We start from the raw sequence: 25,810 nt of genomic DNA on the forward strand, positions 1-25,810 counted from the left end.
TGAACAAATAATGGAGTGGATCAATGAATTTGAAAGAGATTGCCGATGAACTCGTGGCTGGTTGCCGGGAAGACCGGGCCAAGGAAAACCTGTCCAAGCTGTATGCGCCGGATGCGGTGTCGGTCGAAGGGCAGGATTTTCAGGGAATGGGTCGGGAAACCAAAGGGATCGACGCCATCCGTGGCAAGCATGAGTGGTGGGAAAGCGCTCATGAAGTGTCTAGTGCGTCTGTCAGCGATCCGCTTCCTCATGGCGAAGACCGTTTTGCCGTGATTTTCGAAGTGCAGGGCAAGGTGAAGGAAACCGGCGAAGCGTTCGATATGCGCGAGGTTGGTGTCTATCACGTCGCCGACGGCAAGATCATCCGGGAAGAGTTCTTCTATTGATCGACGATCCGTTTCTGGTCTTCCCTGTCTGGCCGGTGCTAGACATGCGGCGATGACTGACAGGGAGGATCCGATGGATCTGGGAATTCAAGGAAAACGCGCGCTGGTCTGTGCCAGCAGCAAAGGATTGGGTCTTGGCTGCGCCGAGGCGCTTGCCGCGGCTGGCGTGAATCTGGTGATGAACGCACGCGGCCCCGAGGTGTTGGAGGCTGAAGCCGCACGCCTTCGGTCAGAACACGGCGTCGAGGTGCAGACCGTGGCTTGCGACGTGACCACGCCCGACGGTCAGGCACAGGTGATCGAGGCCGCGCAGGGCGTTGATATTCTTGTGACAAATGCCGGCGGACCGCCACCCGGATCGTGGTCGGACTGGGAGCGTGATGATTTCATCAAGGCGCTGGATGCCAACATGTTGACGCCGATTGCATTCATGAAGGCCCTGCTTCCCGGAATGATGGAAAAGGGTTGGGGCCGGGTGGTGAATATCACCTCGCAATCCGTGCGTGCGCCAATTGCGGTTCTGGGTCTGTCAAACGCGGCGCGTACAGGTCTGACGGGCTATGTGGCCGGAACCTCGCGTCAGGTGGCGCCTCACGGGGTGACCATCAACAACCTGCTTCCGGGCATCCATGCCACGGATCGGGCGGATTCTCTGGACAGCGGTGTGGCGGCGCAACTGGGTATTTCGATTGACGAAGCGCGTGCCAACCGTGCGGCGACGATCCCGGTCAGACGCTATGGTTCACGGCAGGAGTTTGGTGCGACCTGCGCGTTTCTGTGTTCGCAACATGCGGGCTTCATCGTTGGCCAGAATATCCTGCTGGACGGCGGTGCGACCAACCTGACGATGTGATCATGGCGCAGGGGTTTTCGTTGAAAGATCAGTTGTTCAACGCTGAGAAAGTCCGCTTTCTCAGCAACTTGTTCTTGGATGCTGAACCGGGTTTCGACGCCTCTGCGTTTCAGGCACAGGTCATGTCGCGCCTGCCTGAACTGGAACTGAAACAGCGTATGAGCTGGATCGCGACATGCCTGCAACAGGCCGTGCCGGGTGACTTGCCGACAGTCGCCCCGGTGATTTTACGGTCTTTGCCGCCTCCGCTGGACCCTGCCAGATCGGATGATGATTTCGGCGATTTCATTTTCGCGCCGCTGGGTGAATGGGTCGCGGCCATCGGGCTGGATCACGTCGATCTGTCTCTGGATGTGTTGGAGGAGCTGACGCAGCGGTTTTCGATGGAATGGGCCATTCGGCCTTTCCTGAACCATGCCCCGGACAAGGTGCTTGGGCGGATGCAGGACTGGTGCACCCACAGCAGCTATCACGTGCGCCGATTGGTCAGCGAGGGAACGCGGCCCCGTCTGCCATGGGGGCAGGGCATCGGTCTGGGTCTGACGGACCCGTTGCCGCTGTTGGACAGGTTGCACGGCGATCCGACCCGGTATGTCACGCGGTCGGTGGCCAACCATTTGAATGATATTGCCAAGAAAGACCCGGGCCTGGTGCTTGGGCGTCTGGACAAGTGGCGCACCGAGGCGCGACAGACCGCGGCAGAGCTGGAGTGGATGACCTCTCATACGTTGCGCGGTTTAGTCAAGGCCGGGCACCCAGAGGCGATGAAGATGCTGGGATATGACCCAGATGCGGATATCGCCGTGACAATTGATCTGAGTTCCGAGGCCCGTATCGGCGAAGCGCTGGAGTTTTCCGTTGATCTGACCGGGGTAGGGAAACAACCGGTTCTGGTGGATTATATTATTTTTTTTCAGCGCCCTGCGGGAAAAACATCACCTAAGGTGTACAAGCTGAAACAGGCGGCTTTGAACAACGGCAGGCTCACGTTGGCCAAGCGTCACAGGCTGAAGGGTGATGCCTCTACCTTCAGGCTAATCCCCGGCGCGCATCGGCTTGAGGTTCAGGTGAACGGCGTTATCCGTGCCGGTGTGGACTTTGAGTTGCTGGAGTAGTTGGGCGCAGGAACACTCACGCTTTCGTCAGAACGACCGTGGCCAGATTGCGAATGCAAGGCCATTGCACTAGCTGCGTACAGGCAAGCATGACGGGGAAGCAGCGATGAAACACGATTCGGTACGGAATTATTATGGTGAAGTCCTGCAAAGCAGTGCGGACTTGCAGACCAACGCCTGTTGTACGCCTGACGACATGCCGGATCATCTCAAGCGGATTCTGTCCAGAATTCATGACGATGTGCTGACCCGATATTACGGGTGCGGTCTGATCGCGCCTCAGGATCTCGAGGGCATGTCGATTCTGGATCTTGGCTGTGGGGCGGGGCGCGACGTCTATGCGCTGTCTGCCATGGTTGGGGAAAAAGGCCGGGTCGTCGGTGTGGACATGACACCCGAACAACTGGACGTTGCCCGCGCGCATCAGGAATATCACGCCAAGGCGTTTGGGCACGCCAAAAGCAACGTTGAAGTCCATCACGGCTATATCGAGAAGCTGGAGGAACTGGATCTGGAACCCGGATCGTTCGACATCATCGTCTCGAACTGCGTCATTAACCTGGCGACCGACAAGGATGCCGTGCTGCGCGGCGCGCATCGGTTGCTGAAAGAAGGCGGCGAGATGTATTTCTCGGACGTCTATGCCGACCGCCGTGTCCCGCAGGCGATGGCCGAGGATGAGGTTCTGTATGGCGAATGCCTGTCGGGTGCATTGTACTGGAATGATTTCCTGTCGATGGCGCGCAAGGCAGGTTTCGGTGATCCGCGCCGGGTGACGCACCGCGCGCTGACCATCGAGAATCCTGCGCTGGAAGAACGTGTTGCCCCGCTCAGATTCCTGTCGGCGACCTACCGTCTGTTCAAGCTGCCGGCGCTGGAACCGGCCTGCGAGGATTACGGCCAGGCGGTGATCTACAAAGGCACTGTTCCCACCGCGCCGCATGCGTTTGTACTGGACGATCACCATGTCATCGAAACCGGCAAGGTCTTTCCGGTCTGCGGCAATACCTGGATGATGCTGCGGGACACGCGGTTTGCCCGCCATTTCGACTTTATCGGTGATTTTTCCACCCATTTCGGCATTTTTGAAGGCTGCGGCGGCGAAAGCCCGTTCGAGGCAACAGGTGAAAACGCATCATCCGGCGGTTGCTGCTGATCTCTTGCACCTGAGGGGCGGGGTTGCTATCCCCGCCCAAGCCCGATGGATTTGATCGGGAAAGGCAATGGGGTCCATCGGTGACAGGTAACGCAACTCCTCCGCGTCTGGAAATTCGCAACATTGTTCGCCGGTTCGAAGGGCGGGTTGTTGTGGATGACGTGTCATTGACCGTGCAGGCCGGCAAGGTAACCTGTTTGCTGGGGCCGTCTGGCTGCGGGAAATCCACCACCCTGCGCATGATTGCCGGGGTCGAGATGCAGGACTCGGGTGAGATCTACGTCGATGGCAAACTGATCTGCGACACCGTGTTTCGGGTGCCCCCAGAGCGGCGCGAGATCGGGTTGATGTTTCAGGACTTTGCGCTGTTTCCTCATCTGAGCGTGGCCAACAACGTGGCCTTTGGCCTAAAAGGCAGCAAGGACGAGAAACGAGCCCGGGTCGAAGAGCTTTTGCGCAAAGTGGACCTGATGCGGTTCATCGACGGGTTCCCACATCAGTTGTCGGGCGGCGAGCAACAACGTGTGGCCCTGGCCCGCGCTTTGGCGCCACGGCCCCGGATCATGTTGATGGACGAGCCCTTTTCGGGCCTCGACAACCGTCTGCGCGACGGTATTCGGGATGAGACGCTGTCCATTCTCAAGGAAGAGGATGCGGCCGTTCTGCTGGTTACACATGAACCGGAAGAGGCGATGCGGATGGCGGATGAGATCGCGCTGATGCGGCGCGGCAAGATCGTCCAGCAGGGCGCGCCATACAATGTCTATACCCGGCCGGCGGACAAGGCGGCCGTGGCCTTTTTCAGTGATGTCAACGTGTTGCGGGCGCAGGTGAACGGAGCGCTGGCAGACACGCCGTTCGGCCAGTTTCTGGCACCGGGTATTCCGGATGGAACGGATGTCGAAATCGTATTTCGCCCCCAGCATGTCAAACTGGATTTCGATCGCAACGGCAAGGGCCCGCTGCCGACCGCGACCGATGGCGTTGCCGCGCGGGGCGTGGTCGAGCGTGCGCGTTTTCTGGGAAACGAAAGCCTGGTCGAGTTTCGCATGGACTACGACGGCTCGATCCTCAGGGCGACGGTCCCCAATGTCTTTGTGCCCAATCCGGGCCGTGTCATGTGGCTGACCATTCGTCGCGACAAATGTTTCGTTTTCCCCGAGGCGCAGAGTTAACCTCGCGATTTCCGTGCAAGTGGTGCGCGAAAGCCTCAGATTGCAGGGTCGCGTCGCTTGCCGCATCGCGGGGCTGGGTCTATCAAGGGCCAAACGCGGGGGTAAATCGGGCACATGCGTATTCTTCTGACCAATGATGACGGGATCAACGCTCCGGGCTTGATCACGCTGGAGGCGATCGCTGCCGAACTGGCAGGTCCGGATGGTGAGATCTGGGTGGTCGCGCCCGCCTTTGAACAATCGGGTGTCGGGCATTGCATCAGCTATACCCATCCCACGATGATCGCCAAGTTGGGCGAAAGGCGTTATGCGGCGGAGGGGTCGCCTGCGGATTGTGTGTTGGCAGGGCTGCATGACGTGATGTCAGACTGCCCGCCGGATCTGGTGCTGTCCGGCGTGAACCGGGGCAACAACTCGGCCGAGAACACGCTTTATTCGGGCACTATCGGCGGCGCGATGGAAGCGGCGCTGCAGGGGGTTCCTGCGATTGCTCTGTCACAGTATTTCGGCCCGCGAAATCTGGGGCTGGACGACCCGTTCGAGGCTGCCGCGCGGTTCGGGGCCGATCTGGTCCGGCGTATTTTGGATGCAACCCCGGCCGAGCAGGGCGATTACCGCCTGTTTTACAACGTGAACTTCCCACCTGTCCCGGCAGATGAAGTGCGAGGTACGCGCGTTGCCGCGCAGGGTTTCCGGCGCGACACGCATTTTTCGGTCGAGCCGCACAGCTCGCCCTCGGGGCGGCGGTTCCTGTGGATCAAGGGTGGCTATCAGCATAACCCGACTGCGCCGGGAACAGATGCTGCGGTCAATCTGGAAGGCTATATCTCGGTTACACCGATGCGCGCCGACTTGACCGCATATGACATGCTGGAGGCATTGAAGGCGGTCGAATGAGCGGACTGGACCCGGAAACCGTGATGCAGTTCCTGTTTGCCCTGCGCAAACGGGGAGTCACGGATGCGCGCGTTCTGGAGGCAATGGAACAGGTTGATCGGGGCCGCTTTGTCACCGGCCTGTTCGCAGATCGCGCTTACGAGGACATGCCATTGCCGATCTCCTGCGGTCAGACGATCAGTCAGCCGTCGGTCGTTGGTCTCATGACGCAGGCGCTGGACGTTCGGCCGCGCGATACCGTGCTCGAGATCGGAACCGGGTCAGGTTACCAGGCCGCAATTCTGTCGAAACTGGCGCGCAGGGTCTATACGGTCGAACGCCATCGGCGGCTGGTCAGCGAGACAGGGAAGCTTTTTGCCGATTTGGGGCTTACGAATATCACGGCCATGTTGTCGGATGGATCCTTTGGCTTGCCGGAACAGGCTCCGTTTGATCGGATCATCGTGACGGCCGCGGCCGAAGACCCTCCGGGACCGCTCTTGGCGCAGCTGAAAATCGGGGGTATTATGGTTTTACCCGTGGGTCAGTCGGACACGGTGCAGCAGTTGATCAAAGTAACGCGCACCGAGGCCGGTCTGGACTATGAAGAATTGACGTCGGTCCGTTTCGTGCCTCTGCTTGAGGGGCTTGGCAAGGACGAGGCGTAACAGGCTTGATAAATTGGTCGTCGAAACCCCGGACAACAGGGGCAGGCGTTGAGGACAGAATTATGAGTGCAGTATCCAAATCAGCTATGCGTCGCTGCGCGACCGGAGTGGCCGCTCTGGCCATTCTGGCCGGGTGTGAAGGGCCACTGGATTACGACCTGCGCGGTCAGGTCGGCGGATTTTCGACCACTGATGCAGTGCAGTCGGCAACAACGTCGCGCCCGTCGCCCGACAGCCGGGGGGTGATAACCTATCCGAACTACCAGGTTGTCGTGGCCCGACGGGGCGACACGGTGCGCGATGTGGCCGCGCGTGTCGGCCTGCCCGAGGGTGAGCTGTCTCGGTTCAACGGCCTTCAGACAACCGACACCCTGCGAGAGGGCGAAGTTCTCGCCTTGCCGCGTTCGGTTGGTGCAGGCAGTGGCGTAGATATCGCATCAGTTGCCGGAGCCGCCATTGATCAGGCCCCTGAAACGGGGGGCGTCCGGACAACGACGCTGGAGCCTGCCAAGCCAGCCCCGGCGCCCGTCGCAAGCGGGCCGGAACCTGTCCGCCACAAGGTTAAGCGCGGCGAAACGGCTTACACAATTTCGCGCCTCTATCAGGTGCCGGTGGAATCGCTGGCGGAATGGAACGGTCTGGGGTCCGACTTCGCCGTGCGTGAAGGTCAGTTTCTGTTGATCCCGGTTAAGAACCAGTCCGCGCCACGTCAAAGCGCTGCTGCAGCGGCACCGGTTGCGGCCACCGAGGTAACGGAGCCGGGGCAGGGGTCGCCGACGCCGACGCCTCCAAGTGCCACGCAGCCCTTGCCCGACGAAAAGGTCGCGCCGCGCGCTGAAGCCCCTGATGTGACGGCCGAAGCCCCGACAAACACGCGATCTACGGCCCTGTCCCTGCCGGTCAGCGGCACCATCATCCGCGGCTATAAAAAGGGCAAGAACGAAGGTATCGACATCGCTGCGGCCCCCGGCACAGCCGTCACCGCGGCTGAGGCGGGAACCGTAGCGGCAATCACCGCGGACGCGGATCAGGTTCCGATCATCGTGGTCAAACACAAAAATGATTTGCTGACGGTCTATGCCAATGTTGATGGCATCAGCGTCAAGAAAGGTGATCGTGTACGCCGTGGACAAAAGCTTGCGCAATTGAGGGGCGGAGACGATGCCTATGTGCATTTCGAGGTGCGCAAAGGTTTTGAATCAGTGGATCCGGATCCCTACCTAAAATGATACATCGCTCGTTTCGGGCTGTGCCTCTGCCCGAAACACTTCTGAATACGGCTGCCTGTCAGGCGTTTGGGTCGTAGTCGCTCAGACGTTTGCCGGGTTCGTCTGCAAAGATCTCTGGCAGCGGCGAGACGGATTCAATCAGGTCGATGCGGAAGACGCGGAAGCCGTTGCGCAGTTCGCACCATGCTGTGAGCGTCCAGACGCGGCCCCAGTACTCCATGTGAAGCGGACGGATTGTGCGTTCAGTCAGAACGCCGTCAATGCGGCGGTAGGACAGCCGAAGCTTTTGGCGTGATTTGATGGCCGCGCGGATCGGAGCCATATGTGCAAGCCCGCGGGCTGCATCTGCAAAAGGGTAGACCGCGAATTTCCAGCTATCGGCTTCGGCCACAACCTGTGTGGGCAGAACGGCATCGATCTTGTCTGCCAGAGAGTTCGCGGCGGCTTTCAGGTCTGGATCTGCGGCCTCGGCCACGATCGCCATGCCGAGGTTCAGGGCCTCAAGCTCGGCCGGGGTCAGATTCAGCGGCGGCAGGGTGATCTGCTCGCGCACCATGTAACCCACGCCGCGCTCTCCTTCGACCGGAACACCCGAGGCGACCAGTGTGTCCATGTCGCGATAGATGGTACGGACCGACACTTCCAGCCGGTCCGCGATGTCCTGCGCGCGGTGCAGTTTGCCGTCGCGCAGGATCTGGATGATATCGAACAGGCGGTCAGTTCGGCGCATGACACGCCGTCCGGACCGCGCCTAGGCAGTCATGTTCCACAATACGGCCTCATGGCGCATCTGAACGCTTTCAGGGTTGATGGCCGCCATCATGCCTGCTGCACATTCCTGTTGCGGGAACTGCGCCGCAGCGTCCTGCGCGGCCTTCATGTCCGTCCAGACGACATAGTCGGTCCAGCGGCCGTCTGCGCCTTGGCTGAGCTGTCGATGGGCAAAGCCAGGTGCGCTGCGAACAAAGGCTTCGGATGCCTTGCTGAGCTCTACGAACTCTTCAGGGGTGGTGCCGTTGGCAAGAGTGAAGGTGACGATTTCAGCAACATGGGTCATGTGAGTCTCCGTTGACCAGGTTTCGATGCCCTGTTCCTAGCTCCTTCCAACTGACATAAACCTGTCAGTTGGAAAATGCGAGCCCATAGTTTTTTGCAGATGAGGTCAATTTTCGCGCTCAATCTGTGCCGGATCCCTTTTGGGACAGGGCCTGGCGGCGTAAACACGGACCCAGTTCATATTCCCGGCGCACAAAGGCGCCGATGAAAAAGGAGAAATGAGATGCTGAACAATATTGGCCTTCCCGGTCTTCTGCTGATCGCCGTTGTGGTTCTGGTTCTGTTTGGTCGCGGCAAGATCAGCTCGCTGATGGGCGAAGTCGGCAAAGGTATCACCGCGTTCAAGAAGGGCGTGAAGGACGGTTCGGAAGAACTGGAACAGGACGCGTCGGAACTGGCCAAGGACGTGACGCCTGAAACCGAGAAAGACAAGGCGTAAGCGCAGATGTTTGATCTGGGCTGGACCGAACTTCTGGTCATCGGCATTGTCGCCCTGATCGTTGTCGGGCCGAAGGACCTGCCGGTTTTGTTCCGCAATGTCGGGCGGTTTGTCGGCAAGGCCCGTGGCATGGCACGCGAATTCAGCAGCGCCATGAACGAGGCCGCCGATCAGGCTGGTGTGAACGAGATCAAGAAAGGTCTCAACGCCGCTGCGAATCCGGTTGGCTCGGCCATGGACGGCGTGAAACAAGCCGCGCAGGATATGGCAAAAAGCATGGATCCCACCAAGTTCGATCCTGACAGCGAAACCGGTAAACTGGCAGCCGAGCGAGCCGAACAGGCCAAGAAAATTCAGGCCTCAACGGCCCGCGCTGCCGCCGAGCGCAAGGCCAAGGAAGCTGCCGAGGCACTGGCCAAGGCCGAAGAAGCCGAAGCGGCGCTGAAGACTGAAGGCGAAACATGACCAAGACCGACGAGATCGAAGATACCTCGGCCCCATTGATCGAGCACCTGGCCGAGCTGCGCACGCGGTTGATCCACTGCGTCGTGGCTTTTCTGGTCGGGATGATCATCTGCTTTACGGTGGCCACGCCGATCTTCAATTTTCTGACCAACCCTTTGTGTGAGGTCCTGACCGAGCGCGGACAGGATTGCGGCCTGATCTTCATCTCGCCGCAGGAAGGGTTCTTTGTAGCGATCAAGGTCTCGCTTTTGGGGGGCTTCATTCTGGCGTTTCCCTATATCGGGATGCAGATGTGGCGCTTTGTGGCTCCGGGCCTCTACAAGTCGGAAAAGAATGCGTTTCTGCCTTTCATGCTGGCCTCGCCCTTCATGTTCCTTCTGGGCGCGAGCTTTGCCTTCTATGTCGTCACGCCCCTGGCTTATGACTTTTTCCTTGGGTTCCAGCAATTCGGCGCTGAAGGCGAAGCCGTGGCTGATGGCGCGACGGCCGCGCCGCTGAGCGTGGTGTTTCAGGGCTCGGCACAGGAATACCTGAACCTCACGATCAAGTTCATCGTGGCCTTTGGGCTGTGCTTCCAATTGCCGGTTCTTCTGACCCTCATGGGCAAGGCAGGTCTGGTCAGCGCCGAGGGTCTGGGGGCCGTGCGCAAATATGCTGTGGTCGGCATTCTGGTGCTGGCGGCGATCGTGACGCCTCCTGACGTGATCACGCAGATTATCCTTTTTGTCGTGGTCTATGGCCTCTACGAGATTTCGATCTTCCTGGTTGCCCGGGTTGAAAGGAAGCGAGAAGAGCAGTTGCGGGCCGACGGCTATTATGACGATGAAGAAGCCGAAGCGGACGAAGATCTGATGCGGGAATTCGAAGACGACAAGTAACCTGCTGAAACAACAGCTGAGGCGCGCCCCGTTCGGGCGCGCCTTTTTCGTTCGCGGGCCTTGTTGCGCCAATCAGAACATGCTTTGAACCGATCCGTATCTGACCGGAGGAGCCGATGGACGACCAAGCCCTGAACCGTATTGCTGCCGCGTTGGAGCGCATGGCGCCGGCGCCTTTGGCCACACCGGATTTCAATGCGGCCCCGGCCTTTGTCTGGCATGTGGAACCGGAACGCTTGGAGCCGGTTGAACAGGTCAATCGCGTCGATCTGGATCTGCTGGTCGGCATCAATCGGTCGCGCGACACGTTACTTGACAACACCCGCCGCTTCGCGGCCGGCTACAAGGCAAACAATGCACTGTTGTGGGGCGCGCGCGGGATGGGCAAATCCAGCCTTGTAAAGGCTGTCCACGGCACGCTGAGCGCAGATCATCCTGACCTGAAGCTTGTGGAGCTACAGCGCGAGGATATGGGCTCGGTCGCGCGTCTGCTGAACCACCTGCGCGCGGCGCCTTATCGGTTCATCCTGTTTTGCGACGACCTCTCGTTCAGTCACGATGACCAGCATTACAAATCGCTCAAGGCCGTTCTGGATGGCGGTATTGAAGGTCGCCCGGAAAACGTGGTGTTCTACGCGACCTCGAACCGTCGCCACCTGATGCCGCGGGACATGATTGAAAACGAACGTTCCAGCGCCATCAACCCGTCAGAGGCGGTCGAGGAAAAGGTATCATTGTCCGACCGCTTCGGTTTGTGGCTGGGATTCCACCCCTGCGATCAGGACGAATATCTTGCCATGATCGACCGCTATTGTGCCGCCTATGGCGTTTCGGTCGATGCCGAAATCCTGCGCGCCGAAGCAATTGAATGGCAGGCCACGCGCGGATCGCGTTCAGGCCGTGTCGCGTGGCAGTTCTTCGTCGATCTGGCCGGGCGCAACGGCGTTCATATCGCCTGATCCCAGCTTCATCTGGCTAAAAATATCCCCGCCGGAGGCATGGCCCGTCAGGGCCATTTCCTAAAGCAGCGCGAGGATCCGCGCAGCTTCATCTGCGGTGCTCGTCAGTGCGTCGCGATCTTCGCCCGGGTGGAACCGGGCACGCACGGCGGTCGGCATCGGTGCTGGTTCCACGATCGAAACGCGCGGACCGGTGCGTTCTGTCTCGGCCGCCCAACTGCGGGCCAAGGCCATTTGCGCGGCCTTGGTGGCACCATAGATGCCATAGAACTTCTGTCCGGCTTTCGGGTCATCGAAAAATACCGCGTGGCCGTTTTCACCCAGCAGCGGCGAGACATATGGGATCAGAACCGAGGTTGCGTTTGCATTCGTGTTGGCTGCCTTGGTCCATTCCTTGGGGTCAACGAAATGTACCGGCGTCAGCGCCGAGGTGTGAATGGCCGTATGCAGCCACAAATCCACCTTGCCCCAACGGTCATGGATCCCGCGGCACAGGGTTGCCATCGCGTTCGGATCGGTGATGTCCATCGGTGCCAGCGTGGCAGAGCCACCCTTGGCCTTGATGCGATCGTCCAGTTCTTCCAGCCCGCCAGTGGTCCGGGCGACGGCGACGATGTGGTATTCGGGCGCCAGCGCTTCGGCCAGGGCAGCGCCCAGCCCGCGCGAGGCCCCGGTTATCAGGGCGATTTTGGTCGTATCGGTCATGCCTGCGGTTTGAACCCCCGCGCGCGGGGCGTCAAGATGTGATCAGCCGCCAGGGATGGCGATACGTCTGGTCTGGCCGCTTTGTCGCAGCATTATGCCATGCTCATCAATCGCGATAACTGTGCCCGAGGCAACGCGGCTTCCGGGTTTTACTTCTTTCACGCGGCCTGATGACAGGCGCATCAGGGCGCGCATATCCGCTTTCGGCCCGAATACGCCCAGAACCGAGACGGAATTCTTCTTCAGCGCGCCCCGCTGTGTGGCCGCGCTTTGGACTTTGGCGTTTGACATGATCCGCGGTCCGGGGCGTGACCCGGACCCCTTTTTGAGTGAGTGGTCGCGGCCAGATAGCAAAACGTTCAAGCGAACAAAAGCGCTGCACGGACAGGTGTCATCGCGATTTGGCGCCCTTGAAAAAAGCCCTTGTGATTGCGTGGAATTCGCCAACTGGTTGTGGCAAGTTTCCACTCATCCACATCCCATGACAGCAATCAGGCCGGTCGACAGCTATCGGCTGGCCGGGATGATCCGCCGTTTTGATTCGCTTTTCGGAACGGAAAACCGACCGTGTCAGTCCCGTTTCGTCCGCTCAGCCCGAGGCCAGTTTCGCCGCGTTCCAGGACCCGCCCGGAACCTGCATGTCGGCGCGCTTCTGGCTGACACGGCTGCTGTGTTCCAGATTATCCAGATAGTCTTCGCTGACGCTGCCCGTGATGTATTTGCCGTCAAAACAGGAACAGTCGAAAGCTTCGATCTCGGGATTGCCCTCTTTGGCGGCCCAGATCAGATCTTCCAAGTGCTGATAGAACAGGGCGTCGGCACCCAGTTCTTCGCGGATCTCTTCGACTTCCTTGCCGTTCGCGATCAGCTCGGCCTTGGTAGGCATGTCTATACCGTAGACATTGGGGTATTTCACCGGCGGCGAGGCGCTGGCGACATAGACCTTCTTGGCCCCGGCATCGCGGCACATCTGAACGATCTTCTTGATGGTGTTGCCCCGTACGATGGAATCGTCGATCAGCAGAACACTGTGGCCGTCGAATTCCAGCGGCACGGCATTCAGCTTGCGGCGGACGGATTTCTGCCGTTCCGCCTGACCCGGCATGATGAACGTACGCCCGACATAGCGGTTTTTCACCAGCCCTTCGCGATAGGGGATGCCGGTGATCTTTGCGGCTTCCAGGGCCACGGGGCGGGCGCTGTCGGGCACCGGTATGATCCGATCGATTTCCAACCCCGAGTCTTGAATCTGTTTCGCCAGCGTCTGGCCCATGCGCATCTGCGTTTTGTAAACCGAAACACCGTCCAGCAAAGAATCCGGGCGCGCCAGGTAGACATACTCGAATATGCAGGGCGTCAGCTTGCCTTCGACCGCCTGATACTCGTGCATGTTGCCGTCCAGATCGATCAGGATCGCCTCACCCGGGCGAAGATCACGCAGCTTTTCAAAGCCGTTGATGCCAAAGGCCACGTCTTCCGAGGCAAAGGCATAATCATCACCGTCTCCGTCCACTTCGCGTTTGGCGACCGAAAGTGGGCGAATGCCAAACGGATCGCGGAAGGCCAGCATACCGACACCCGCGACCAGACAGATCACGGAATAGGCGCCCTGAACGCGTTCCATCGTCATCTTCACACCGGCAAACAGATTGCGGATGGGTTCGCCGTTGCCATTCACCTTGATCGCGTCCGCCACTTTGTCGGCCAGGACGTTCAGAAGGATTTCAGAGTCTGACGTGGTGCGCAGGTGCCGGCTGTATTTGCCGGTAACCTTTTCGCGCTGCTCAGCGGTGTTGGTGATGTTGCCGTTGTGAACCAGATAGATGCCGTAAGGGGCGTTCACGAAAAAGGGTTGCGCTTCGGCCGCGCTGAGAGACCCCGCCGTCGGATAGCGCACATGACCCATGCCCACACGACCCAACAGGGTTTCTGCATCCTGGGCGTTGAACACATCCTTGACCAGACCGTTGGCCTTCTTTTCGCGGAAGAACTCGCCGTTGTAGGTCACGATCCCTGAGGCATCCTGACCCCGGTGCTGCAACATCAGCAGCCCGTCATAGATTTCGGCAAACACATCATGTGTCCGGCTTGCGATTCCCAAAATCCCACACATTTACGGGGCTCCAACTTCTATGACGATTTGACCTGAGGGTTGACCGCCGTTCGGCTTCGGATCCTCTGCAAGGCGCGTGCTGTCAGTTTGGTGGCAGGCGACAACGACGCCATTAGGGCGACCATCACAACGACCAGCGCGCATTCGAACAGAAAGAACAAGATCGGTGGCTCCGATTCCGTGGCGGGTTGGCCTCCACATAATGCCTAATGGCGTGGCTGTCATCAAAGGATCACACTCACCTATTGCCGCAGGTCAGGATTTCGCAGATCGGGGCAAGTTCACGAAGGAGATGACATGTGCAATCATATGTGCTGTCATGCCAATTAATATGTGCAAATCAGGATGGGTGAAGCACGCAAAGGGCCGGAATGTGGCAACATAAACCTCAAAAGAAGCAGGAGCGGATTAAACAACGGTGCCACAGGTGCCGGGGAATGGGCCGGGCGCCCTGTCAGATCTGCAACGGGGCGGGCGAAGTTGTCAAAAGCCGGGATATTCTTGGAAAACCGATTTCCAGCCGGTGCGACGGGTGTTTTGGGTTGAAAACGATCCGCTGCACGGTTTGTGGCGGGGAAGGGTACGTTTGAATAGAAAAAGCCCGGACAGTGCCGGGCTTTCATCATGCAATGCACCTTGAGTTTACCCGTCAGCTGGTGCCGTGGTTTCGGGTTGTTCGTTTCCTGCCGTGCAGCTGGCAACCAGTTCCTCGTATTGTGCAGTCACCCAACCCAGAGCGGCTTCGGGGTTTTGCTCTTCAATCTGACTGCTGAACTGCTCGAACACCTTGGCCGAACGGCTTTCGTCCACGATTGTATAGGACTGGCCAGTCATGACCGTGTCATAGACAAAGAAGGCGATTGCAACCAGCAGAATACCGCGCGCGATGCCGAAGAACAGCCCCAGCGCCTGATCCAGGCCACCCAAAGCCGAGCGCTGCACCAGCGATGAAAACAGCGGTGTGAAGATGCTGACCACAATCAAAGCCAAGGCAAAGACGGCTGCAAAGCCGGTGATCACCGAAAGTTCACAGCTGTCGCGCAGGAAATCCCCAACCACCGGGATTTCTTTGACCAGCGGTACAGCCTGTGGGGCAAAGATGAATGCCAGAACGGCCGCCGCGACCCAGCCTGCAATGGCCAGAACTTCGCGCATGAAGCCACGTGAGTAGGCCAGCAAGCCCGACAGCACGATGATCAGGGCGACGACCCCGTCAATTATTGTAAAACCTTCCATGGCCCTCGCCTGTTCTTTTTCTGCCCCTCAAGGCGCGACTTTAACCTGCTCCGAAGGTTTCGCCAACAAACCCCACCAAATCAGAGGGTCGGGTGAGTGTCAGACCTGCCACAGTGCCGGTTTTACCTCCAGCCGGAGCAATTGCCGCCGTGAAACCAAGTTTTTGCGCTTCTTTCAACCTGTTTTCGGTCTGTGGGGCCGGTCTAAGTGCCCCGGACAGCGAGATTTCTCCGAATACGACCGTGTCCGCGGGCAATGCTGTGTCTTCGCGGGCACTCAGAAGGGCGGCGGCCACAGCCAGATCGGCGGCGGGTTCGCTGACCTTCAGACCTCCGGCGACGTTGAGATAGACGTCGAGCCCGGCAAAAGGAATGCCGCAGCGGGCCTCGAGCACCGCAAGGATCATCGCCAACCGCCCGCTGTCCCAACCAACAACGGTGCGGCGGGGCTGTGAGTGGGGCGAGGGTGCGACCAGAGCCTGCAATTCGACCAGCACGGGACGGGTGCCTTCAATGCCCGCAAAAACAGCAGAGCCGGGGCTTGGCCTGCCACGTTCGGACAGGAACAGGGCCGAGGGGTTGGTCACTTGCGCCAGACCCTTGCCGGTCATCTCGAACACGCCGATTTCGTCCGCTGGCCCAAAACGGTTCTTGACCGCGCGCAGGATGCGGAACTGGTGGCCGCGCTCGCCCTCGAAATAAAGGACGGTGTCAACCATGTGTTCGACCACACGAGGGCCCGCGATCTGGCCTTCCTTGGTGACGTGGCCAACCATGATGATCGAAACACCGTGCCGTTTCGCAAACGTGGTCAGTTCATGGGCCGCGGCCCGGACTTGTGATACGGAACCGGGTGCGCTGTCGACATTGTCCGCCCACATCGTCTGAATCGAATCGATGATGGCCAGGCCTGGTTTTTCGGCTTCCAGCGTCGTGAGGATGTCGCGCAGGTTGGTTTCGGCGGCGAGTTGAACGGGGGCGTCCTCAAGCCCAAGACGGCGGGCGCGCATACGAACCTGTGCGCTGGCTTCTTCGCCCGAGACATAGATTGTTTTCACGCCCGCACGCGCGAAACGCGCTGCGGCTTGCAGCAGCAGGGTGGATTTCCCGATGCCGGGGTCTCCGCCCACCAAAAGGGCGGAGGCCGGGACCAGCCCGCCGCCCAAGACGCGGTCCAGCTCCTCGACCCCGCAGAGGGTGCGGGGCGGCGGTGTTTCCTCGGTGGACAAATCCGTGAGTGCGATGGACTGGCCGCGTTTGCCGCCGAGGGATTTTCTGGCCGGGCCAGTCGATATGGGCGCGTCCTGAACAATGGTGTTCCATTCGCCGCAACCGTCGCAGCGTCCGGACCATCTTGTATGCGTCGCACCGCAGGCCGAGCAGGAGAAGGATGTCGTCTTTGCCATGACGCACTTGGTGCCCGAGCTTGGGCGGTACTTCAAGCCCTTGTGGGCTTTCCTCATCGCCGATGGCGCGCTGCGGTCTCAGGCCCAGATGGGCCATCGCCCGAAGCGGGCGCTGACGCGCCTATTCCGCCGGTCGAAGGGGCGACATTGCAACCACGCTGGACGCCTTTGAGGAGCCATTTTTGCGCGGTGTGTGCAGTTGGGTCGACAATTCGGGCAGAAGCTCGAACAACTCATCCCGCAGGCGGGTAAGTTGCGACCTGGCGATCATCTCTTCCATTTCCACATCCCGCGTCCATTGGCGCAATTCGTTCTGGATGACCTGCGCCTCTTCCAGACGCTGTTGAAACAGTTCGATCTCTTCCTGTCGCTGTTGCAGGAACATCCGCGCGCGTTCGACCTGCGCATCGCCATAGGTCCGGGCCAGTTCCTGACTGATCTGGCTCATCTGCGCGGCCAGTTCCAGGATCTCGGGCTCGAGCGATTGCAGGTCGGGGTGCTGGCGCAGAAACCCCATACGTTCCTTGACGGCGTCAAACTCGGACGACATCATGAACAGCCCGCCGCGATCGGCGGCATGTGCCATTTGATACGCGTCCGCGATGTCATGCATATTGAGGGCAAAATTGCGGTGGTTGTTTTCCAGCGCCATCATTCGGGCATTTGCCGGCAGGTAAAACGCCAGCATGAGAATCAGCGCTGTCAGGCCAATCTGGATGAACATGCCGGCATCCTTTGCCGGTGCCTCGCCAAATCCGGCCTGCATCGAGAGCCAGGGCAATACGCCAAAAGCGGATAACAGTGTGGCTGAAACGGCCAATAAGGCCGCCAAAAAGATCAGGAAAAAAGTCAGTCTTAAAAAGGCATTCTGAAATTGCAATGTAATACTGTGGAGGGCGGCCATGATCGTCGAACTCCTTCTCAAACCGGTACACACCGGGCCAAAGCGGAAGGTAATCTAACGATTGCGTACGATCCGCTGCGGACCCAAAAACTACAAAACACTGCTGCTCGAAATATAAAGATGATACTTAGATTTGTGTTTTCAATCAATTAGGTCTGAGCTTTTCGTGAAGTGGATGTCATCTCTGTAATATGGCCAAGCACGATCGACGCCAAAATGCAGGCCGTGAACAGGTAGAGACCCCATGCGGTCTCAACGGTGGCGTATGAGATTCCCTTGGCCAATGTGATGTAAAGCGCGATCAGGAAAATGTCGGCCATGGCCAGCTTGCCGAGGATGTTGAGCGCAGGTTGGACGCGGGCATCCAGCAGGTTCCATTGGATCAGCGCGGTGCCGATGGTTTTGATGTAAGGGGCGAAGAGGGCGAAGATGGTGACGATCAGCGCAAGGAAGACGTCGGATTTCCACAAGGATTGCAGCCCGGTGATGACACTGATTTCGCTGAGGCCGAAGATCGGCAGAAACCCCGCGCGCATCAGCGGGGCGAACCACGCGATGGGGTAAAGGATCAGGAGGGAGAGGGTGGCGAGGCGGAGGGGCATGACTGGGCGTCTAGGTAAGATTTCGAAATTTGCGGCGATGATTTGATATGGTTACCTTAAACCAGCACTCGCCACTGAGTTATTTTTAGACGGGGAGGAATGATGTCGGGTTTTGTGGCCTTCAAGTCAATTGTCGATCCATCGGACTGTGATTTTCTGGGGCATATGAACGTGTCCAAGTATTTTGCGGCATGTTCGGATTCCGTTTTTGCGTTGCAGGCAGAGTTGGGGCTGACGTCCGAAGACATGCGGTCGGGAAGAAAGCTATCCTTTGCGGTGGTCTATGCAGAAAGCAATTTCCTTGCGGAATTGAGTGCCGGCGAGGCGATCCAAATGGAAAGCGAAATCCTGAAAGTAGGAACGAAGTCCATGACTTTCAGCCACAAATTAGTTCGAGTGATGGACGGTGAAACGACATTTTCGACGGTTTTCAAATGCGTCTTGCTCAACCTGCAGACAAGGCGCGCCGAAGCTATTCCTCAGGACGTTATCGAACGCTCGGCAAAGTGGCTGGCAAAGAGCGAAGATTAACGCACCGCCTCAATCGGCCCCTCTGCACTGCCGCTGATGAACTGCTCCACATAAGGATCACCCGAGGCATCCATCTGGCCCACCGGACCAGTCCATTGAATAACCCCTCCGTGCAGCATGGCAACGTTGTCGGCAATCGCGCGGACCGAGCTCATGTCGTGGGTGATGGTCATCGCGGTGGCGCCCATCTCGGTCACGATTTCGCGGATCAGGTCATTGATGACGCCGGACATGATCGGGTCGAGGCCGGTGGTGGGTTCGTCGAAAAAGATGATTTCGGGCTCGGCGGCGATGGCGCGCGCGAGGCCCACGCGTTTTTGCATGCCGCCTGACAGTTCCGCCGGAAAGCGGTCGGCGACGTCGGATTTCAGGCCCACGCGGCGCAGTTTTTCGATGGCGATCTCGCGGGCTTCCTCGGTGGGACGTTTCAGAGAACCACGCAGCAGGCGGAAGGCGACGTTCTGCCAGACGGTCAGTGAATCAAACAGGGCCGCGCCCTGAAACAGCATCCCGAACCGGGCCAGAAACGCGTCACGGTCGCCTTTGCTGGCGTCTTTGCCGTCCACATAGATCATGCCGCTGTCGGGTTTGATCAGGCCCAGAATGCATTTCAGGGCGACCGATTTTCCGGTGCCCGAACCGCCGATGATGACCATCGAGGTGCCCTTGGGGATCTCAAGGTTCATGCCTTGCAGCACGTGGTTGTCGCCAAAGGCCTTATGTACGTTCTCCATCCGGATCATAGCGAGAAGAATACCCCTGTGAGAACGAAGTTTGCGGCCAGGATCAGCACCGCCGCGGCCTCGACCGAACCCTTGGTGGCGCGTCCCACGCCCTGTGCACCACGCCCGGAATTCATGCCGTAGTAACAGCCCATGATGGCCGCGATCAGGCCAAAGGCCGCGCCTTTGACCAGCGACGAGACGATGTCGCGGGCTTCAAGGAAATCGACCGTGTTTTTCAGATAGGCGGCCGGGTTGAAGCCCAGATTTTGCGTGGCGACGGTGTAACCCCCGGCAATTCCGATGATGTCACCCACTGCCACCAAAGCCGGCACCGTGATCAGGGCGGCCAGAACGCGCGGGACGGTGAGGTATTTCATCGGATGCGTGGACAGCGTGACCAGCGCGTCGATCTGTTCGGTCACTTTCATCGTGGCGATTTCGGCCGCGATGGATGAGGTCACGCGCGCAGCAATCATAAGGCCGACCAGAACCGGGCCGAGCTCTCGCACCATGCCGATGGCGACGATCTGGGGCACCACCGCTTCGGCGTTGAAACGCGCGCCGCCAGCGTAGATCTGCAACGCCAGCGCACCGCCGGTGAAAATCGCGGTCAGGCCGACGACCGGCAGAGACAGCCAGCCGATGTTCAGCAGGGCCATGCCAAATTCGCGCGGATAGAAGGGGGGGCGCAGAATGTGCGAAATCGCATCAAGCGCGAACAGTGCCACCCGGCCAAAGGCCGCAAGCAGGCTAAGAACTGTGCGGCCCAGACCTCCGAGCGCGGTGAGCGGGTTCATTCCACATAGCCCCGCGAATAGCGATTGCCCATTGATGTGAGGATTTCATAGCCAATTGTCCCGGCAGCTTCGGCCAGATCATCGACGGTCTGATGGCCATTCAGGATACGCAGGCGTTCCGGGTCTTTGGGCAGGTCCGTGACGTCCACCGTGATCAGGTCCATCGAGATACGGCCAACAACCGGGCAGGGCTGATTGCCAGCGAAGGCGTCGATGCCGCCCCCGATGGCGCGATGCAGGCCGTCCGCATACCCGGCCGCGACGGTGGCGATACGGGACGGCCGGCGCGCTACCCAACTGTTGCCGTAACCAACGGTTTCGCCCACGGCCAATCTGCGCACCTGAATGACAGGCAGGTCGACGGTGACAACGGGTTTGGCATCCGCAAAGGGCAGGCCGCCATACAGGCCGATGCCCGGGCGGCAGAAATCGAAATGGAACTCGGGCCCCAAAAGCAAACCGCCGGTCGCAGCCAGAGAACGCGGCGCGGCGATACCGTCGGTCATCTCGCGGAAGGTTTTCAGCTGCTGCCGGTTCATCGGATGGTCCGGCTCGTCCGAGCAGGCCAGATGAGACATGACAACGGCTGGGTTCAGGGCCTCAGCCCTTGGGCGCAGTTCGGCCCAGTCGGCGGGTTCCAGACCCAGCCGGTTCATGCCACTGTCCAGCTGAATGCCAAAGGGATGGTCGGGTAGGGCCTCCATATGGCGCTGATACTGCTCGCCCGAGTTGATCAGCGGCGTCAGGTCGTTGGCGCGCAGAAGGTCTGTGTCGCCCTCCATATGGCCGGAAAAGACAAAGATCATCGGGCCGGGGCCGACCGCCTTGCGGACAGCGGCGCCTTCTTCTGCGGCCGCCACAAAAAACTTGTGAACGCCTTCCTCGGCCAGCGTATCGCTGACGGGCCCGGCACCCAGCCCATAGGCATCGGCCTTGACCACGGCGCCGGTTTCGACCCCGGTTTTCGCGTCGAGCGCCCGCCAATTCCTGGCGAGCGCCTGAAGATTGATCGTCAAACGTGCAGTACTCATGGCACTGTTCATGACATTGCGCCGTCCAAGGTCAAGAGGGAATGGCGCATTTACCTGTCGGTTTATGTTGGTGTTTGGTTTGTTGTTACGGAAAACTCCAAAAAACCAGAAGAAATGGCAGCATTCCGCCATGGTTGCATGTTTTGGGGATTGTCTTCACATCAACGTTAAAGCGATCCTGGGAACCGGATCGTTCGGTTCCGGTAAAGACCGGGCGCAACGTCAACTCATGAGGGAGCCATGGATTTTTCTACCGGTTTGACCCGGGACCCGTCAGAGATCATCCGTCTTTTTGCAGACGTTTTTTCCGCATCGGAAGCGCCAGAGGAGGGGGCGGCAATAGGTGAATTCGTACGTGAATTGCTCAACAGCACGCCGCCTGAAGATATCCTGGTGTGCACGGCTCAACACGATCACGAGCTGCTTGGCTGTGCCATCTTTTCCCGGATGACGTTTTCGCAGGATACGCGCAATGTGTTCATCCTGTCGCCGATGGCCGTGCAAACGGGCAGGCAAAAAACAGGTATTGGACAGGCGCTGATTTCCCATGGTCTGGATCGCTTGCGGGCCGCAGGTGTGGACGTGGCACTGACCTATGGCGACCCGGCCTATTATTGCAAAACGGGTTTTGTGCAGATCACCGAGGATACTGCCCAGCCACCGCTGAAACTCAGCCATCCGCACGGCTGGTTGGGACAGGCGCTGGACGGTTTTGACCTGAAACCGCTGAAAGGCCCGTCGCGATGCGTTTCCGCGCTGAACAATCCATTGCTGTGGTAGGCGGGATCGGTTTTTTCGCTTTGGTCGATGGCCTCGGATCTAGAGCCTAGAACAGAGCCTCATCTATGATCGCCTTGCTGTTCCGGACATGTCGGGCCACCAGCTTTTTCTGTCGCCTTCCGCTGGGGATATAAAAGGCAGGGTCCATATCCTTATTGCAGTCGAGACCCGGAAAAATCTGCAACAGCTCGTGCAACGCTTCGGGCGGAAGGGATTTGAGGGCTTCGGGGCCGGTGAACAGGCTTTCACTTGGCGCGCCTTCGGCAAAAAGAACCACGTGACGGTCACAGACAACGTGATGATAAACCACCTGCGTCGCATCGTAATCCACGTAAACGCCCGGCAGGTCTGTCAGCCGGATGGCCGAGACCAAAACGTCTCTTGTGTCGAACATGCGCTGCGCGATGTCCGATCGGACCAGCATTCGGTGCTGTCGCGAAACCGTCAGGTCTCGGCGGGGCAGGCCGTGCCCCAGGGCGCCGGCCGTGATGCGGACTGGGCGCAGTTCGGGTGACTTCAACAGATCGGCCTGGCGCAGGGACCGGGACAGAACAAGCCGAACGGTGGCCGCGCTGCCTTCGGTCGTCATCACTTTGTCACCGAGGCGGATATCCTGAACGCTGATTTCGCCACGGTCCGTCAGGATCAGGGTGTCCGAAACAAAACAGGGTGCGCCGGGGCTGGGATTGGGATCCTCAACAAAGTTCACCCCGTCCTTCGATGACAGAGACGCGGTATCGTCCGTGCCGTTGCTGCCGATCTGGGTCGAGGTCTGGCCGCTGGCCGGTCCCTGTGTCGCAGTAACCTGCGAGTCAAAGGATACAAAGCTGAGAACCGAACCATTGTCCGAAAGTGAGACCGCCCCAAACCGGTTGATGCGCGCCGAAATCACGTAATAGTCGAACCCGCCCACGGTGGTCATCGTTCCGTTGTCGACATCCGTCGAACTGCGCACCGAGCCATTGGGGTTGTAAACATCGACCTGCAAGCCGGTGACGTCGGTTCCGGTCGGAACCCGGATTTCAATGAAATCTCCGTCCGGAGCAAAGTTCGGGCCGTTGCGATATCTTATTTCCGATATGATCGCGGGCAAATCAGTGGGTCTCCGGGCGGGTTTGGCGCGTTGGGTTGAACGTCACCGTCACGTTAATACCGGGCAGGAAAAACACCAAAGGGCTTGGCGTTTCATATCTGGGGGAGGTGTTTTGTCCGCGATCAATAACCCTCGATTTCACCACCCTGTTGCCAGGGCTTGACCAGATTGCCAAAGCGGGTGAATTGGGCTTCGAACGACAACTCGACCGTACCGATGGGTCCGTGACGCTGTTTGCCGACAATGACTTCGGCCTTGCCGTGCAGACGTTCCATCGCCTGCTTCCACTCTTCCATCTTTTCCAGTTCGTGATCGCCGGGCTTTTCGCGCTCTTTGTAGTATTCCTCGCGGAACACAAACATCACAACGTCGGCGTCCTGCTCGATCGAGCCGGATTCGCGCAGGTCGGACAGCTGCGGGCGCTTGTCGTCGCGGTTTTCCACCTGGCGCGACAGCTGTGAAAGCGCAATGACCGGGATGTTCAGTTCCTTGGCGATGGCTTTCATGCCCATCGAAATCTCGGCGATTTCGTTTACCCGGTTGTCGGCCATGCCCCGGCAAAGCTGTAGATAGTCGATGACCAGCAAGTCCAGCCCGTGGGTCCGTTTCAACCGTCGTGCCCGGGCGGCGAGTTGCGAGATCGGCAAGGCAGGGGTGTCGTCAATAAACAGAGGACAGGCTTCCAGCTCTTTCGCCGCATCCACAAATCGACGGAACTCGGCCTCGGTCATGTCGCCCTGACGGATTTTGTGGCTGGAGATCTCCGAGGCTTCCGCCAGAACCCGGCCCGCAAGCTGTTCCGCACTCATCTCGAGTGAGAAGAAGCCAACAACACCGCCATCGACCGCGCCTTCGCTGCCGTCGGGCTTTGTGCCACGCTTGTAGGCCTTGGCAACGTTGAAGGCGATGTTGGTCGCCAGCGAGGTTTTACCCATGGATGGCCGCCCGGCCAGAATAATCAGGTCGGACGGGTGCAACCCACCCAATTGCTTGTCCAGATCGGCCAGGCCGGTGGAAATCCCGGCCATGCCGCCGCCGCGCTGGTAGGCCTCGTTGGTGACGTTGACGGCTTCGGTGACAGCCTTGAGGAAGGACTGAAAGCCTTGCTCGGTCTGGCCTTGCTCGGACAACTGATACAGCTGCTGCTCGGCCTCGACGATCTGTTCTTTCGGCTCGCTCGAGACATCGACCCGCGCCGCCTTGTCCGAGATGTCGCGGCCCAGCCGGATCAGCTCGCGCCGGATGGCAAGGTCATAGATCATCTGGGCATAGTCGTGCACCGCGAATGCGCTGATCGAAGCGCCGGCCAGTTTGACCAGATAGGCGGGACCGCCCAGTTCCTTCAGGCCCTCATCCTCGGCCATGAATGATTTGAGCGTCACGGGCGAGGCGAGCGCATTCTTTGCAATACGGGCCGAGGCCACCTCGTAAATCCGGGCATGGACCGGATCATAGAAATGTTCAGCCCCGATGATCGAGGCGACCCGGTCGTACAGGTCGTTATTGGTCAGGATCGCACCCAGAAGCTGTTGTTCGGCCTCAATGGAATGCGGCATGGTTTCGGCGTTCTGAATCTGTGCCGCTGCCTGCTCGATACTGCTGATCTCGTTCATTTTGTCCCCGCTGCCCGTTCCGAGGTTCTACACGCGAAACGTCACCGCAAGCTATCTGGAAATACCTGTGACTAACTTGGGGTAAAGCCTAGGGATAACTTTCCAGACCGCTTGGATGCCTGCATATGCATCGCTTATTATGTAGGAATTGTCGGAAAAGTCACCACATATCGTGGCGACCTGCCCGATTCTTTCGGGTTTATCCCCAATCCTTCCACAAGAGGTTTACGCTGGTTTATTGGCCTCTTGCCATCCGCGCGGGTCGTTCAGGAAAGCTTCGACACCCTCAAGTGTTTCCTGATCAAAGGCTTTCTGTGCCTTGGCCTCGGCCAGAACATCCCACCATGTGCAGAGCGAGTGCAGCTTGACGCCATGATCACCCAGCGTTTTCTCGGTTTCGGGGAAGATGCCGTAGTAGAAGATGACGGCGGTGTGCCTGCAGTTGGCACCGGTTTCGCGGATCGCATCGACAAAGGACAGTTTCGAGCCGCCATCAGTGGTCAGGTCTTCAACCAGCAACACACGCTCACCTTCGCTCATCGCCCCCTCGATTCGGGCGTTGCGGCCATAGCCCTTGGGTTTCTTGCGCACGTAGGTCATGGGCAGAGCCATGCGCTCGGCGACCATGGCGGCAAAGGGGATGCCCGCCGTTTCCCCGCCTGCGATGTTGTCGAATGCCTCAAAGCCAGCATCCCGCATCACCGTGACGGTCAGGAAATCCATCAGGGTCGAGCGGATGCGCGGGTACGAGATCAGTTTGCGGCAGTCGATATAGGTCGGGCTGGGCAGCCCGCTGGCCAGCGTGAACGGTTCCCGCGAGTTGAAATGCACGGCCTTGATCTCCAGCAGCATCCGTGCAGTCAGGCGGGCGATTTCGGTGCTGTCGGGAAAAGAACTGGGGATCATGGCGCAAACCTCGGGGCTGAAAACACGTTGCGGGCTGATAGCCCGACCCTTGGGCCGGAGTCGAGAGGGATTGGACAAAAGAAAAGCGGACCCCCAAGAGGTCCGCTTTTGCCC

At 59.2% G+C, this 25,810-nt stretch carries 30 protein-coding genes; 15 read left to right on the forward strand and 15 right to left on the reverse strand.

Going from position 1 to position 25,810, the window contains the following annotated elements; all coding sequences use genetic code 11:
- The first annotated feature begins 23 nt into the window (after positions 1 to 23).
- The 8 genes from GOW31_RS03180 to GOW31_RS03215 all read left to right on the forward strand — a co-directional run bounded on the left by GOW31_RS03180 (position 24) and on the right by GOW31_RS03215 (position 7,458).
- Complete coding sequence (locus GOW31_RS03180) at positions 24 to 386, forward strand: nuclear transport factor 2 family protein (protein WP_171167839.1); 363 nt, start codon at positions 24 to 26, stop codon at positions 384 to 386.
- A 73-nt stretch (positions 387 to 459) separates the two neighbouring features.
- A complete protein-coding gene (locus GOW31_RS03185) occupies positions 460 to 1,239 on the forward strand; it encodes an SDR family oxidoreductase (protein ID WP_171168660.1) in 780 nt (259 codons plus the stop codon).
- 2 nt (positions 1,240 to 1,241) lie between these two features.
- Entirely contained in the window at positions 1,242 to 2,354 is a 1,113-nt protein-coding gene (locus tag GOW31_RS03190; protein WP_171167842.1) for a hypothetical protein, read from the forward strand.
- 106 nt (positions 2,355 to 2,460) lie between these two features.
- The gene (locus GOW31_RS03195) at positions 2,461 to 3,510 is read left to right on the forward strand and encodes a methyltransferase domain-containing protein (RefSeq protein ID WP_171115600.1); all 1,050 of its coding nucleotides are present in this window, start codon (positions 2,461 to 2,463) and stop codon (positions 3,508 to 3,510) included.
- Positions 3,511 to 3,590: 80 nt separating this feature from the next.
- Entirely contained in the window at positions 3,591 to 4,685 is a 1,095-nt protein-coding gene (locus tag GOW31_RS03200) for an ABC transporter ATP-binding protein (RefSeq protein WP_171115602.1), read from the forward strand.
- A gap of 114 nt (positions 4,686 to 4,799) precedes the next feature.
- Positions 4,800 to 5,582: a 5'/3'-nucleotidase SurE gene (gene surE, locus GOW31_RS03205; protein WP_171167844.1), complete on the forward strand. Its 783-nt coding sequence runs from the start codon at positions 4,800 to 4,802 to the stop codon at positions 5,580 to 5,582.
- Positions 5,579 to 6,229 (forward strand): protein-L-isoaspartate(D-aspartate) O-methyltransferase, encoded by a 651-nt coding sequence (locus tag GOW31_RS03210; RefSeq protein ID WP_152458180.1) that lies wholly within the window; start codon positions 5,579 to 5,581, stop codon positions 6,227 to 6,229. The genes surE and GOW31_RS03210 overlap by 4 nt, the downstream gene beginning before the upstream one ends.
- Positions 6,230 to 6,291: 62 nt before the next feature.
- Complete coding sequence (locus GOW31_RS03215; protein WP_171167845.1) at positions 6,292 to 7,458, forward strand: peptidoglycan DD-metalloendopeptidase family protein; 1,167 nt, start codon at positions 6,292 to 6,294, stop codon at positions 7,456 to 7,458.
- A gap of 58 nt (positions 7,459 to 7,516) precedes the next feature.
- On the opposite strand, the gene GOW31_RS03220 is transcribed toward GOW31_RS03215, so the two are convergent.
- Positions 7,517 to 8,188, reverse strand: a complete 672-nt coding sequence (locus GOW31_RS03220) for a YafY family protein (RefSeq protein ID WP_171167846.1) — start codon at positions 8,186 to 8,188, stop codon at positions 7,517 to 7,519.
- A 21-nt stretch (positions 8,189 to 8,209) separates the two neighbouring features.
- Positions 8,210 to 8,515 carry a hypothetical protein gene (locus GOW31_RS03225; RefSeq protein WP_171167847.1) on the reverse strand — a complete coding sequence of 102 codons (306 nt, stop codon included), beginning with the start codon at positions 8,513 to 8,515 and terminating at the stop codon, positions 8,210 to 8,212.
- A 222-nt stretch (positions 8,516 to 8,737) separates the two neighbouring features.
- Here GOW31_RS03225 and GOW31_RS03230 point away from each other — a divergent pair, with 222 nt between their 5' ends.
- From GOW31_RS03230 to GOW31_RS03245, 4 genes are all read left to right on the forward strand, one after another.
- Positions 8,738 to 8,953, forward strand: coding sequence for a twin-arginine translocase TatA/TatE family subunit (locus GOW31_RS03230; RefSeq protein WP_152458176.1), 216 nt, complete (start codon positions 8,738 to 8,740; stop codon positions 8,951 to 8,953).
- A 6-nt stretch (positions 8,954 to 8,959) separates the two neighbouring features.
- On the forward strand, positions 8,960 to 9,418 hold the full coding sequence (gene tatB / locus GOW31_RS03235; protein ID WP_152458175.1) for a Sec-independent protein translocase protein TatB: 459 nt from the start codon (positions 8,960 to 8,962) through the stop codon (positions 9,416 to 9,418).
- Entirely contained in the window at positions 9,415 to 10,296 is an 882-nt protein-coding gene (gene tatC, locus GOW31_RS03240) for a twin-arginine translocase subunit TatC (protein ID WP_171167848.1), read from the forward strand. Before tatB ends, tatC begins: the two co-directional genes overlap by 4 nt.
- Positions 10,297 to 10,412: 116 nt before the next feature.
- Positions 10,413 to 11,255 carry an ATP-binding protein gene (locus GOW31_RS03245; RefSeq protein ID WP_170344072.1) on the forward strand — a complete coding sequence of 281 codons (843 nt, stop codon included), beginning with the start codon at positions 10,413 to 10,415 and terminating at the stop codon, positions 11,253 to 11,255.
- A 60-nt stretch (positions 11,256 to 11,315) separates the two neighbouring features.
- Here GOW31_RS03245 and GOW31_RS03250 read toward each other — a convergent pair whose 3' ends face one another.
- The 6 genes from GOW31_RS03250 to GOW31_RS03275 all read right to left on the reverse strand — a co-directional run bounded on the left by GOW31_RS03250 (position 11,316) and on the right by GOW31_RS03275 (position 17,438).
- The gene (locus GOW31_RS03250; protein ID WP_171115611.1) at positions 11,316 to 11,960 is read right to left on the reverse strand and encodes an SDR family oxidoreductase; all 645 of its coding nucleotides are present in this window, start codon (positions 11,958 to 11,960) and stop codon (positions 11,316 to 11,318) included.
- 42 nt (positions 11,961 to 12,002) lie between these two features.
- On the reverse strand, positions 12,003 to 12,251 hold the full coding sequence (locus GOW31_RS03255) for a hypothetical protein (RefSeq protein WP_152458171.1): 249 nt from the start codon (positions 12,249 to 12,251) through the stop codon (positions 12,003 to 12,005).
- Positions 12,252 to 12,549: 298 nt separating this feature from the next.
- Positions 12,550 to 14,073 carry an amidophosphoribosyltransferase gene (purF, locus tag GOW31_RS03260; RefSeq protein WP_171115614.1) on the reverse strand — a complete coding sequence of 508 codons (1,524 nt, stop codon included), beginning with the start codon at positions 14,071 to 14,073 and terminating at the stop codon, positions 12,550 to 12,552.
- Positions 14,074 to 14,715: 642 nt separating this feature from the next.
- Positions 14,716 to 15,309, reverse strand: coding sequence for a CvpA family protein (locus GOW31_RS03265; RefSeq protein ID WP_152458169.1), 594 nt, complete (start codon positions 15,307 to 15,309; stop codon positions 14,716 to 14,718).
- 40 nt (positions 15,310 to 15,349) lie between these two features.
- Positions 15,350 to 16,714, reverse strand: coding sequence for a DNA repair protein RadA (radA, locus tag GOW31_RS03270; protein WP_152458168.1), 1,365 nt, complete (start codon positions 16,712 to 16,714; stop codon positions 15,350 to 15,352).
- A 121-nt stretch (positions 16,715 to 16,835) separates the two neighbouring features.
- The gene (locus tag GOW31_RS03275; RefSeq protein ID WP_254441629.1) at positions 16,836 to 17,438 is read right to left on the reverse strand and encodes a DNA repair protein; all 603 of its coding nucleotides are present in this window, start codon (positions 17,436 to 17,438) and stop codon (positions 16,836 to 16,838) included.
- Between GOW31_RS03275 and GOW31_RS21955 the strand changes: the two genes are divergently transcribed.
- Positions 17,431 to 17,586 (forward strand): hypothetical protein, encoded by a 156-nt coding sequence (locus GOW31_RS21955; RefSeq protein WP_254441630.1) that lies wholly within the window; start codon positions 17,431 to 17,433, stop codon positions 17,584 to 17,586. The two genes, GOW31_RS03275 and GOW31_RS21955, sit on opposite strands and share 8 nt — an antisense overlap.
- 181 nt (positions 17,587 to 17,767) lie before the next feature.
- Here the strand turns inward: GOW31_RS21955 and GOW31_RS03280 are convergent, their stop codons facing one another.
- The gene (locus tag GOW31_RS03280; RefSeq protein WP_152458166.1) at positions 17,768 to 18,220 is read right to left on the reverse strand and encodes a paraquat-inducible protein A; all 453 of its coding nucleotides are present in this window, start codon (positions 18,218 to 18,220) and stop codon (positions 17,768 to 17,770) included.
- Positions 18,221 to 18,322: 102 nt separating this feature from the next.
- Between GOW31_RS03280 and GOW31_RS03285 the strand changes: the two genes are divergently transcribed.
- Positions 18,323 to 18,751, forward strand: a complete 429-nt coding sequence (locus GOW31_RS03285; RefSeq protein ID WP_171115623.1) for a thioesterase family protein — start codon at positions 18,323 to 18,325, stop codon at positions 18,749 to 18,751.
- Here GOW31_RS03285 and GOW31_RS03290 read toward each other — a convergent pair.
- From GOW31_RS03290 to alr, 3 genes are read right to left on the reverse strand one after another with little or no spacing between them, the layout of a single operon-like run.
- Positions 18,748 to 19,494, reverse strand: coding sequence for an ABC transporter ATP-binding protein (locus tag GOW31_RS03290; protein ID WP_171167850.1), 747 nt, complete (start codon positions 19,492 to 19,494; stop codon positions 18,748 to 18,750). The genes GOW31_RS03285 and GOW31_RS03290 overlap by 4 nt on opposite strands.
- Positions 19,491 to 20,273, reverse strand: coding sequence for an ABC transporter permease (locus tag GOW31_RS03295; protein WP_171167852.1), 783 nt, complete (start codon positions 20,271 to 20,273; stop codon positions 19,491 to 19,493). Before GOW31_RS03295 ends, GOW31_RS03290 begins: the two co-directional genes overlap by 4 nt.
- Positions 20,270 to 21,304: an alanine racemase gene (gene alr, locus GOW31_RS03300; protein ID WP_171167853.1), complete on the reverse strand. Its 1,035-nt coding sequence runs from the start codon at positions 21,302 to 21,304 to the stop codon at positions 20,270 to 20,272. Before alr ends, GOW31_RS03295 begins: the two co-directional genes overlap by 4 nt.
- A 240-nt stretch (positions 21,305 to 21,544) precedes the next feature.
- Here alr and GOW31_RS03305 point away from each other — a divergent pair, with 240 nt between their 5' ends.
- Complete coding sequence (locus GOW31_RS03305) at positions 21,545 to 22,084, forward strand: GNAT family N-acetyltransferase (RefSeq protein ID WP_171167855.1); 540 nt, start codon at positions 21,545 to 21,547, stop codon at positions 22,082 to 22,084.
- 46 nt (positions 22,085 to 22,130) lie between these two features.
- On the opposite strand, the gene GOW31_RS03310 is transcribed toward GOW31_RS03305, so the two are convergent.
- The 3 genes from GOW31_RS03310 to GOW31_RS03320 form a co-directional block, all read right to left on the reverse strand.
- The gene (locus GOW31_RS03310; RefSeq protein WP_171167858.1) at positions 22,131 to 23,177 is read right to left on the reverse strand and encodes a Hint domain-containing protein; all 1,047 of its coding nucleotides are present in this window, start codon (positions 23,175 to 23,177) and stop codon (positions 22,131 to 22,133) included.
- 122 nt (positions 23,178 to 23,299) lie between these two features.
- Positions 23,300 to 24,790, reverse strand: coding sequence for a replicative DNA helicase (locus GOW31_RS03315; RefSeq protein WP_171167861.1), 1,491 nt, complete (start codon positions 24,788 to 24,790; stop codon positions 23,300 to 23,302).
- A 225-nt stretch (positions 24,791 to 25,015) separates the two neighbouring features.
- Positions 25,016 to 25,696, reverse strand: coding sequence for an orotate phosphoribosyltransferase (locus tag GOW31_RS03320; RefSeq protein ID WP_171167863.1), 681 nt, complete (start codon positions 25,694 to 25,696; stop codon positions 25,016 to 25,018).
- Between the last annotated feature and the right edge of the window lie 114 nt (positions 25,697 to 25,810).

Origin of the sequence: Ruegeria sp. HKCCA0370 (assembly GCF_013033705.1) — a bacterium.
Lineage (GTDB): Bacteria > Pseudomonadota > Alphaproteobacteria > Rhodobacterales > Rhodobacteraceae > Ruegeria.

Bases quoted from the DNA above. Each gene is read 5' to 3' on its own strand.
- GOW31_RS03180 (WP_171167839.1), top strand. From the start codon at position 24: ATGAATTTGAAAGAGATTGCCGATGAACTCGTGGCTGGTTGCCGGGAA.
- GOW31_RS03185 (WP_171168660.1), top strand. From the start codon at position 460: ATGGATCTGGGAATTCAAGGAAAACGCGCGCTGGTCTGTGCCAGCAGC.
- GOW31_RS03190 (WP_171167842.1), top strand. From the start codon at position 1,242: ATGGCGCAGGGGTTTTCGTTGAAAGATCAGTTGTTCAACGCTGAGAAA.
- GOW31_RS03195 (WP_171115600.1), top strand. From the start codon at position 2,461: ATGAAACACGATTCGGTACGGAATTATTATGGTGAAGTCCTGCAAAGC.
- surE (WP_171167844.1), top strand. From the start codon at position 4,800: ATGCGTATTCTTCTGACCAATGATGACGGGATCAACGCTCCGGGCTTG.
- GOW31_RS03210 (WP_152458180.1), top strand. From the start codon at position 5,579: ATGAGCGGACTGGACCCGGAAACCGTGATGCAGTTCCTGTTTGCCCTG.
- GOW31_RS03215 (WP_171167845.1), top strand. From the start codon at position 6,292: ATGAGTGCAGTATCCAAATCAGCTATGCGTCGCTGCGCGACCGGAGTG.
- GOW31_RS03220 (WP_171167846.1), bottom strand. From the start codon at position 8,188: ATGCGCCGAACTGACCGCCTGTTCGATATCATCCAGATCCTGCGCGAC.
- GOW31_RS03225 (WP_171167847.1), bottom strand. From the start codon at position 8,515: ATGACCCATGTTGCTGAAATCGTCACCTTCACTCTTGCCAACGGCACC.
- GOW31_RS03230 (WP_152458176.1), top strand. From the start codon at position 8,738: ATGCTGAACAATATTGGCCTTCCCGGTCTTCTGCTGATCGCCGTTGTG.
- tatB (WP_152458175.1), top strand. From the start codon at position 8,960: ATGTTTGATCTGGGCTGGACCGAACTTCTGGTCATCGGCATTGTCGCC.
- tatC (WP_171167848.1), top strand. From the start codon at position 9,415: ATGACCAAGACCGACGAGATCGAAGATACCTCGGCCCCATTGATCGAG.
- GOW31_RS03245 (WP_170344072.1), top strand. From the start codon at position 10,413: ATGGACGACCAAGCCCTGAACCGTATTGCTGCCGCGTTGGAGCGCATG.
- GOW31_RS03250 (WP_171115611.1), bottom strand. From the start codon at position 11,960: ATGACCGATACGACCAAAATCGCCCTGATAACCGGGGCCTCGCGCGGG.
- GOW31_RS03255 (WP_152458171.1), bottom strand. From the start codon at position 12,251: ATGTCAAACGCCAAAGTCCAAAGCGCGGCCACACAGCGGGGCGCGCTG.
- purF (WP_171115614.1), bottom strand. From the start codon at position 14,073: ATGTGTGGGATTTTGGGAATCGCAAGCCGGACACATGATGTGTTTGCC.
- GOW31_RS03265 (WP_152458169.1), bottom strand. From the start codon at position 15,309: ATGGAAGGTTTTACAATAATTGACGGGGTCGTCGCCCTGATCATCGTG.
- radA (WP_152458168.1), bottom strand. From the start codon at position 16,714: ATGGCAAAGACGACATCCTTCTCCTGCTCGGCCTGCGGTGCGACGCAT.
- GOW31_RS21955 (WP_254441630.1), top strand. From the start codon at position 17,431: ATGAACATGCCGGCATCCTTTGCCGGTGCCTCGCCAAATCCGGCCTGC.
- GOW31_RS03275 (WP_254441629.1), bottom strand. From the start codon at position 17,438: ATGTTCATCCAGATTGGCCTGACAGCGCTGATTCTCATGCTGGCGTTT.
- GOW31_RS03280 (WP_152458166.1), bottom strand. From the start codon at position 18,220: ATGCCCCTCCGCCTCGCCACCCTCTCCCTCCTGATCCTTTACCCCATC.
- GOW31_RS03285 (WP_171115623.1), top strand. From the start codon at position 18,323: ATGTCGGGTTTTGTGGCCTTCAAGTCAATTGTCGATCCATCGGACTGT.
- GOW31_RS03290 (WP_171167850.1), bottom strand. From the start codon at position 19,494: ATGATCCGGATGGAGAACGTACATAAGGCCTTTGGCGACAACCACGTG.
- GOW31_RS03295 (WP_171167852.1), bottom strand. From the start codon at position 20,273: ATGAACCCGCTCACCGCGCTCGGAGGTCTGGGCCGCACAGTTCTTAGC.
- alr (WP_171167853.1), bottom strand. From the start codon at position 21,304: ATGAGTACTGCACGTTTGACGATCAATCTTCAGGCGCTCGCCAGGAAT.
- GOW31_RS03305 (WP_171167855.1), top strand. From the start codon at position 21,545: ATGGATTTTTCTACCGGTTTGACCCGGGACCCGTCAGAGATCATCCGT.
- GOW31_RS03315 (WP_171167861.1), bottom strand. From the start codon at position 24,790: ATGAACGAGATCAGCAGTATCGAGCAGGCAGCGGCACAGATTCAGAAC.
- GOW31_RS03320 (WP_171167863.1), bottom strand. From the start codon at position 25,696: ATGATCCCCAGTTCTTTTCCCGACAGCACCGAAATCGCCCGCCTGACT.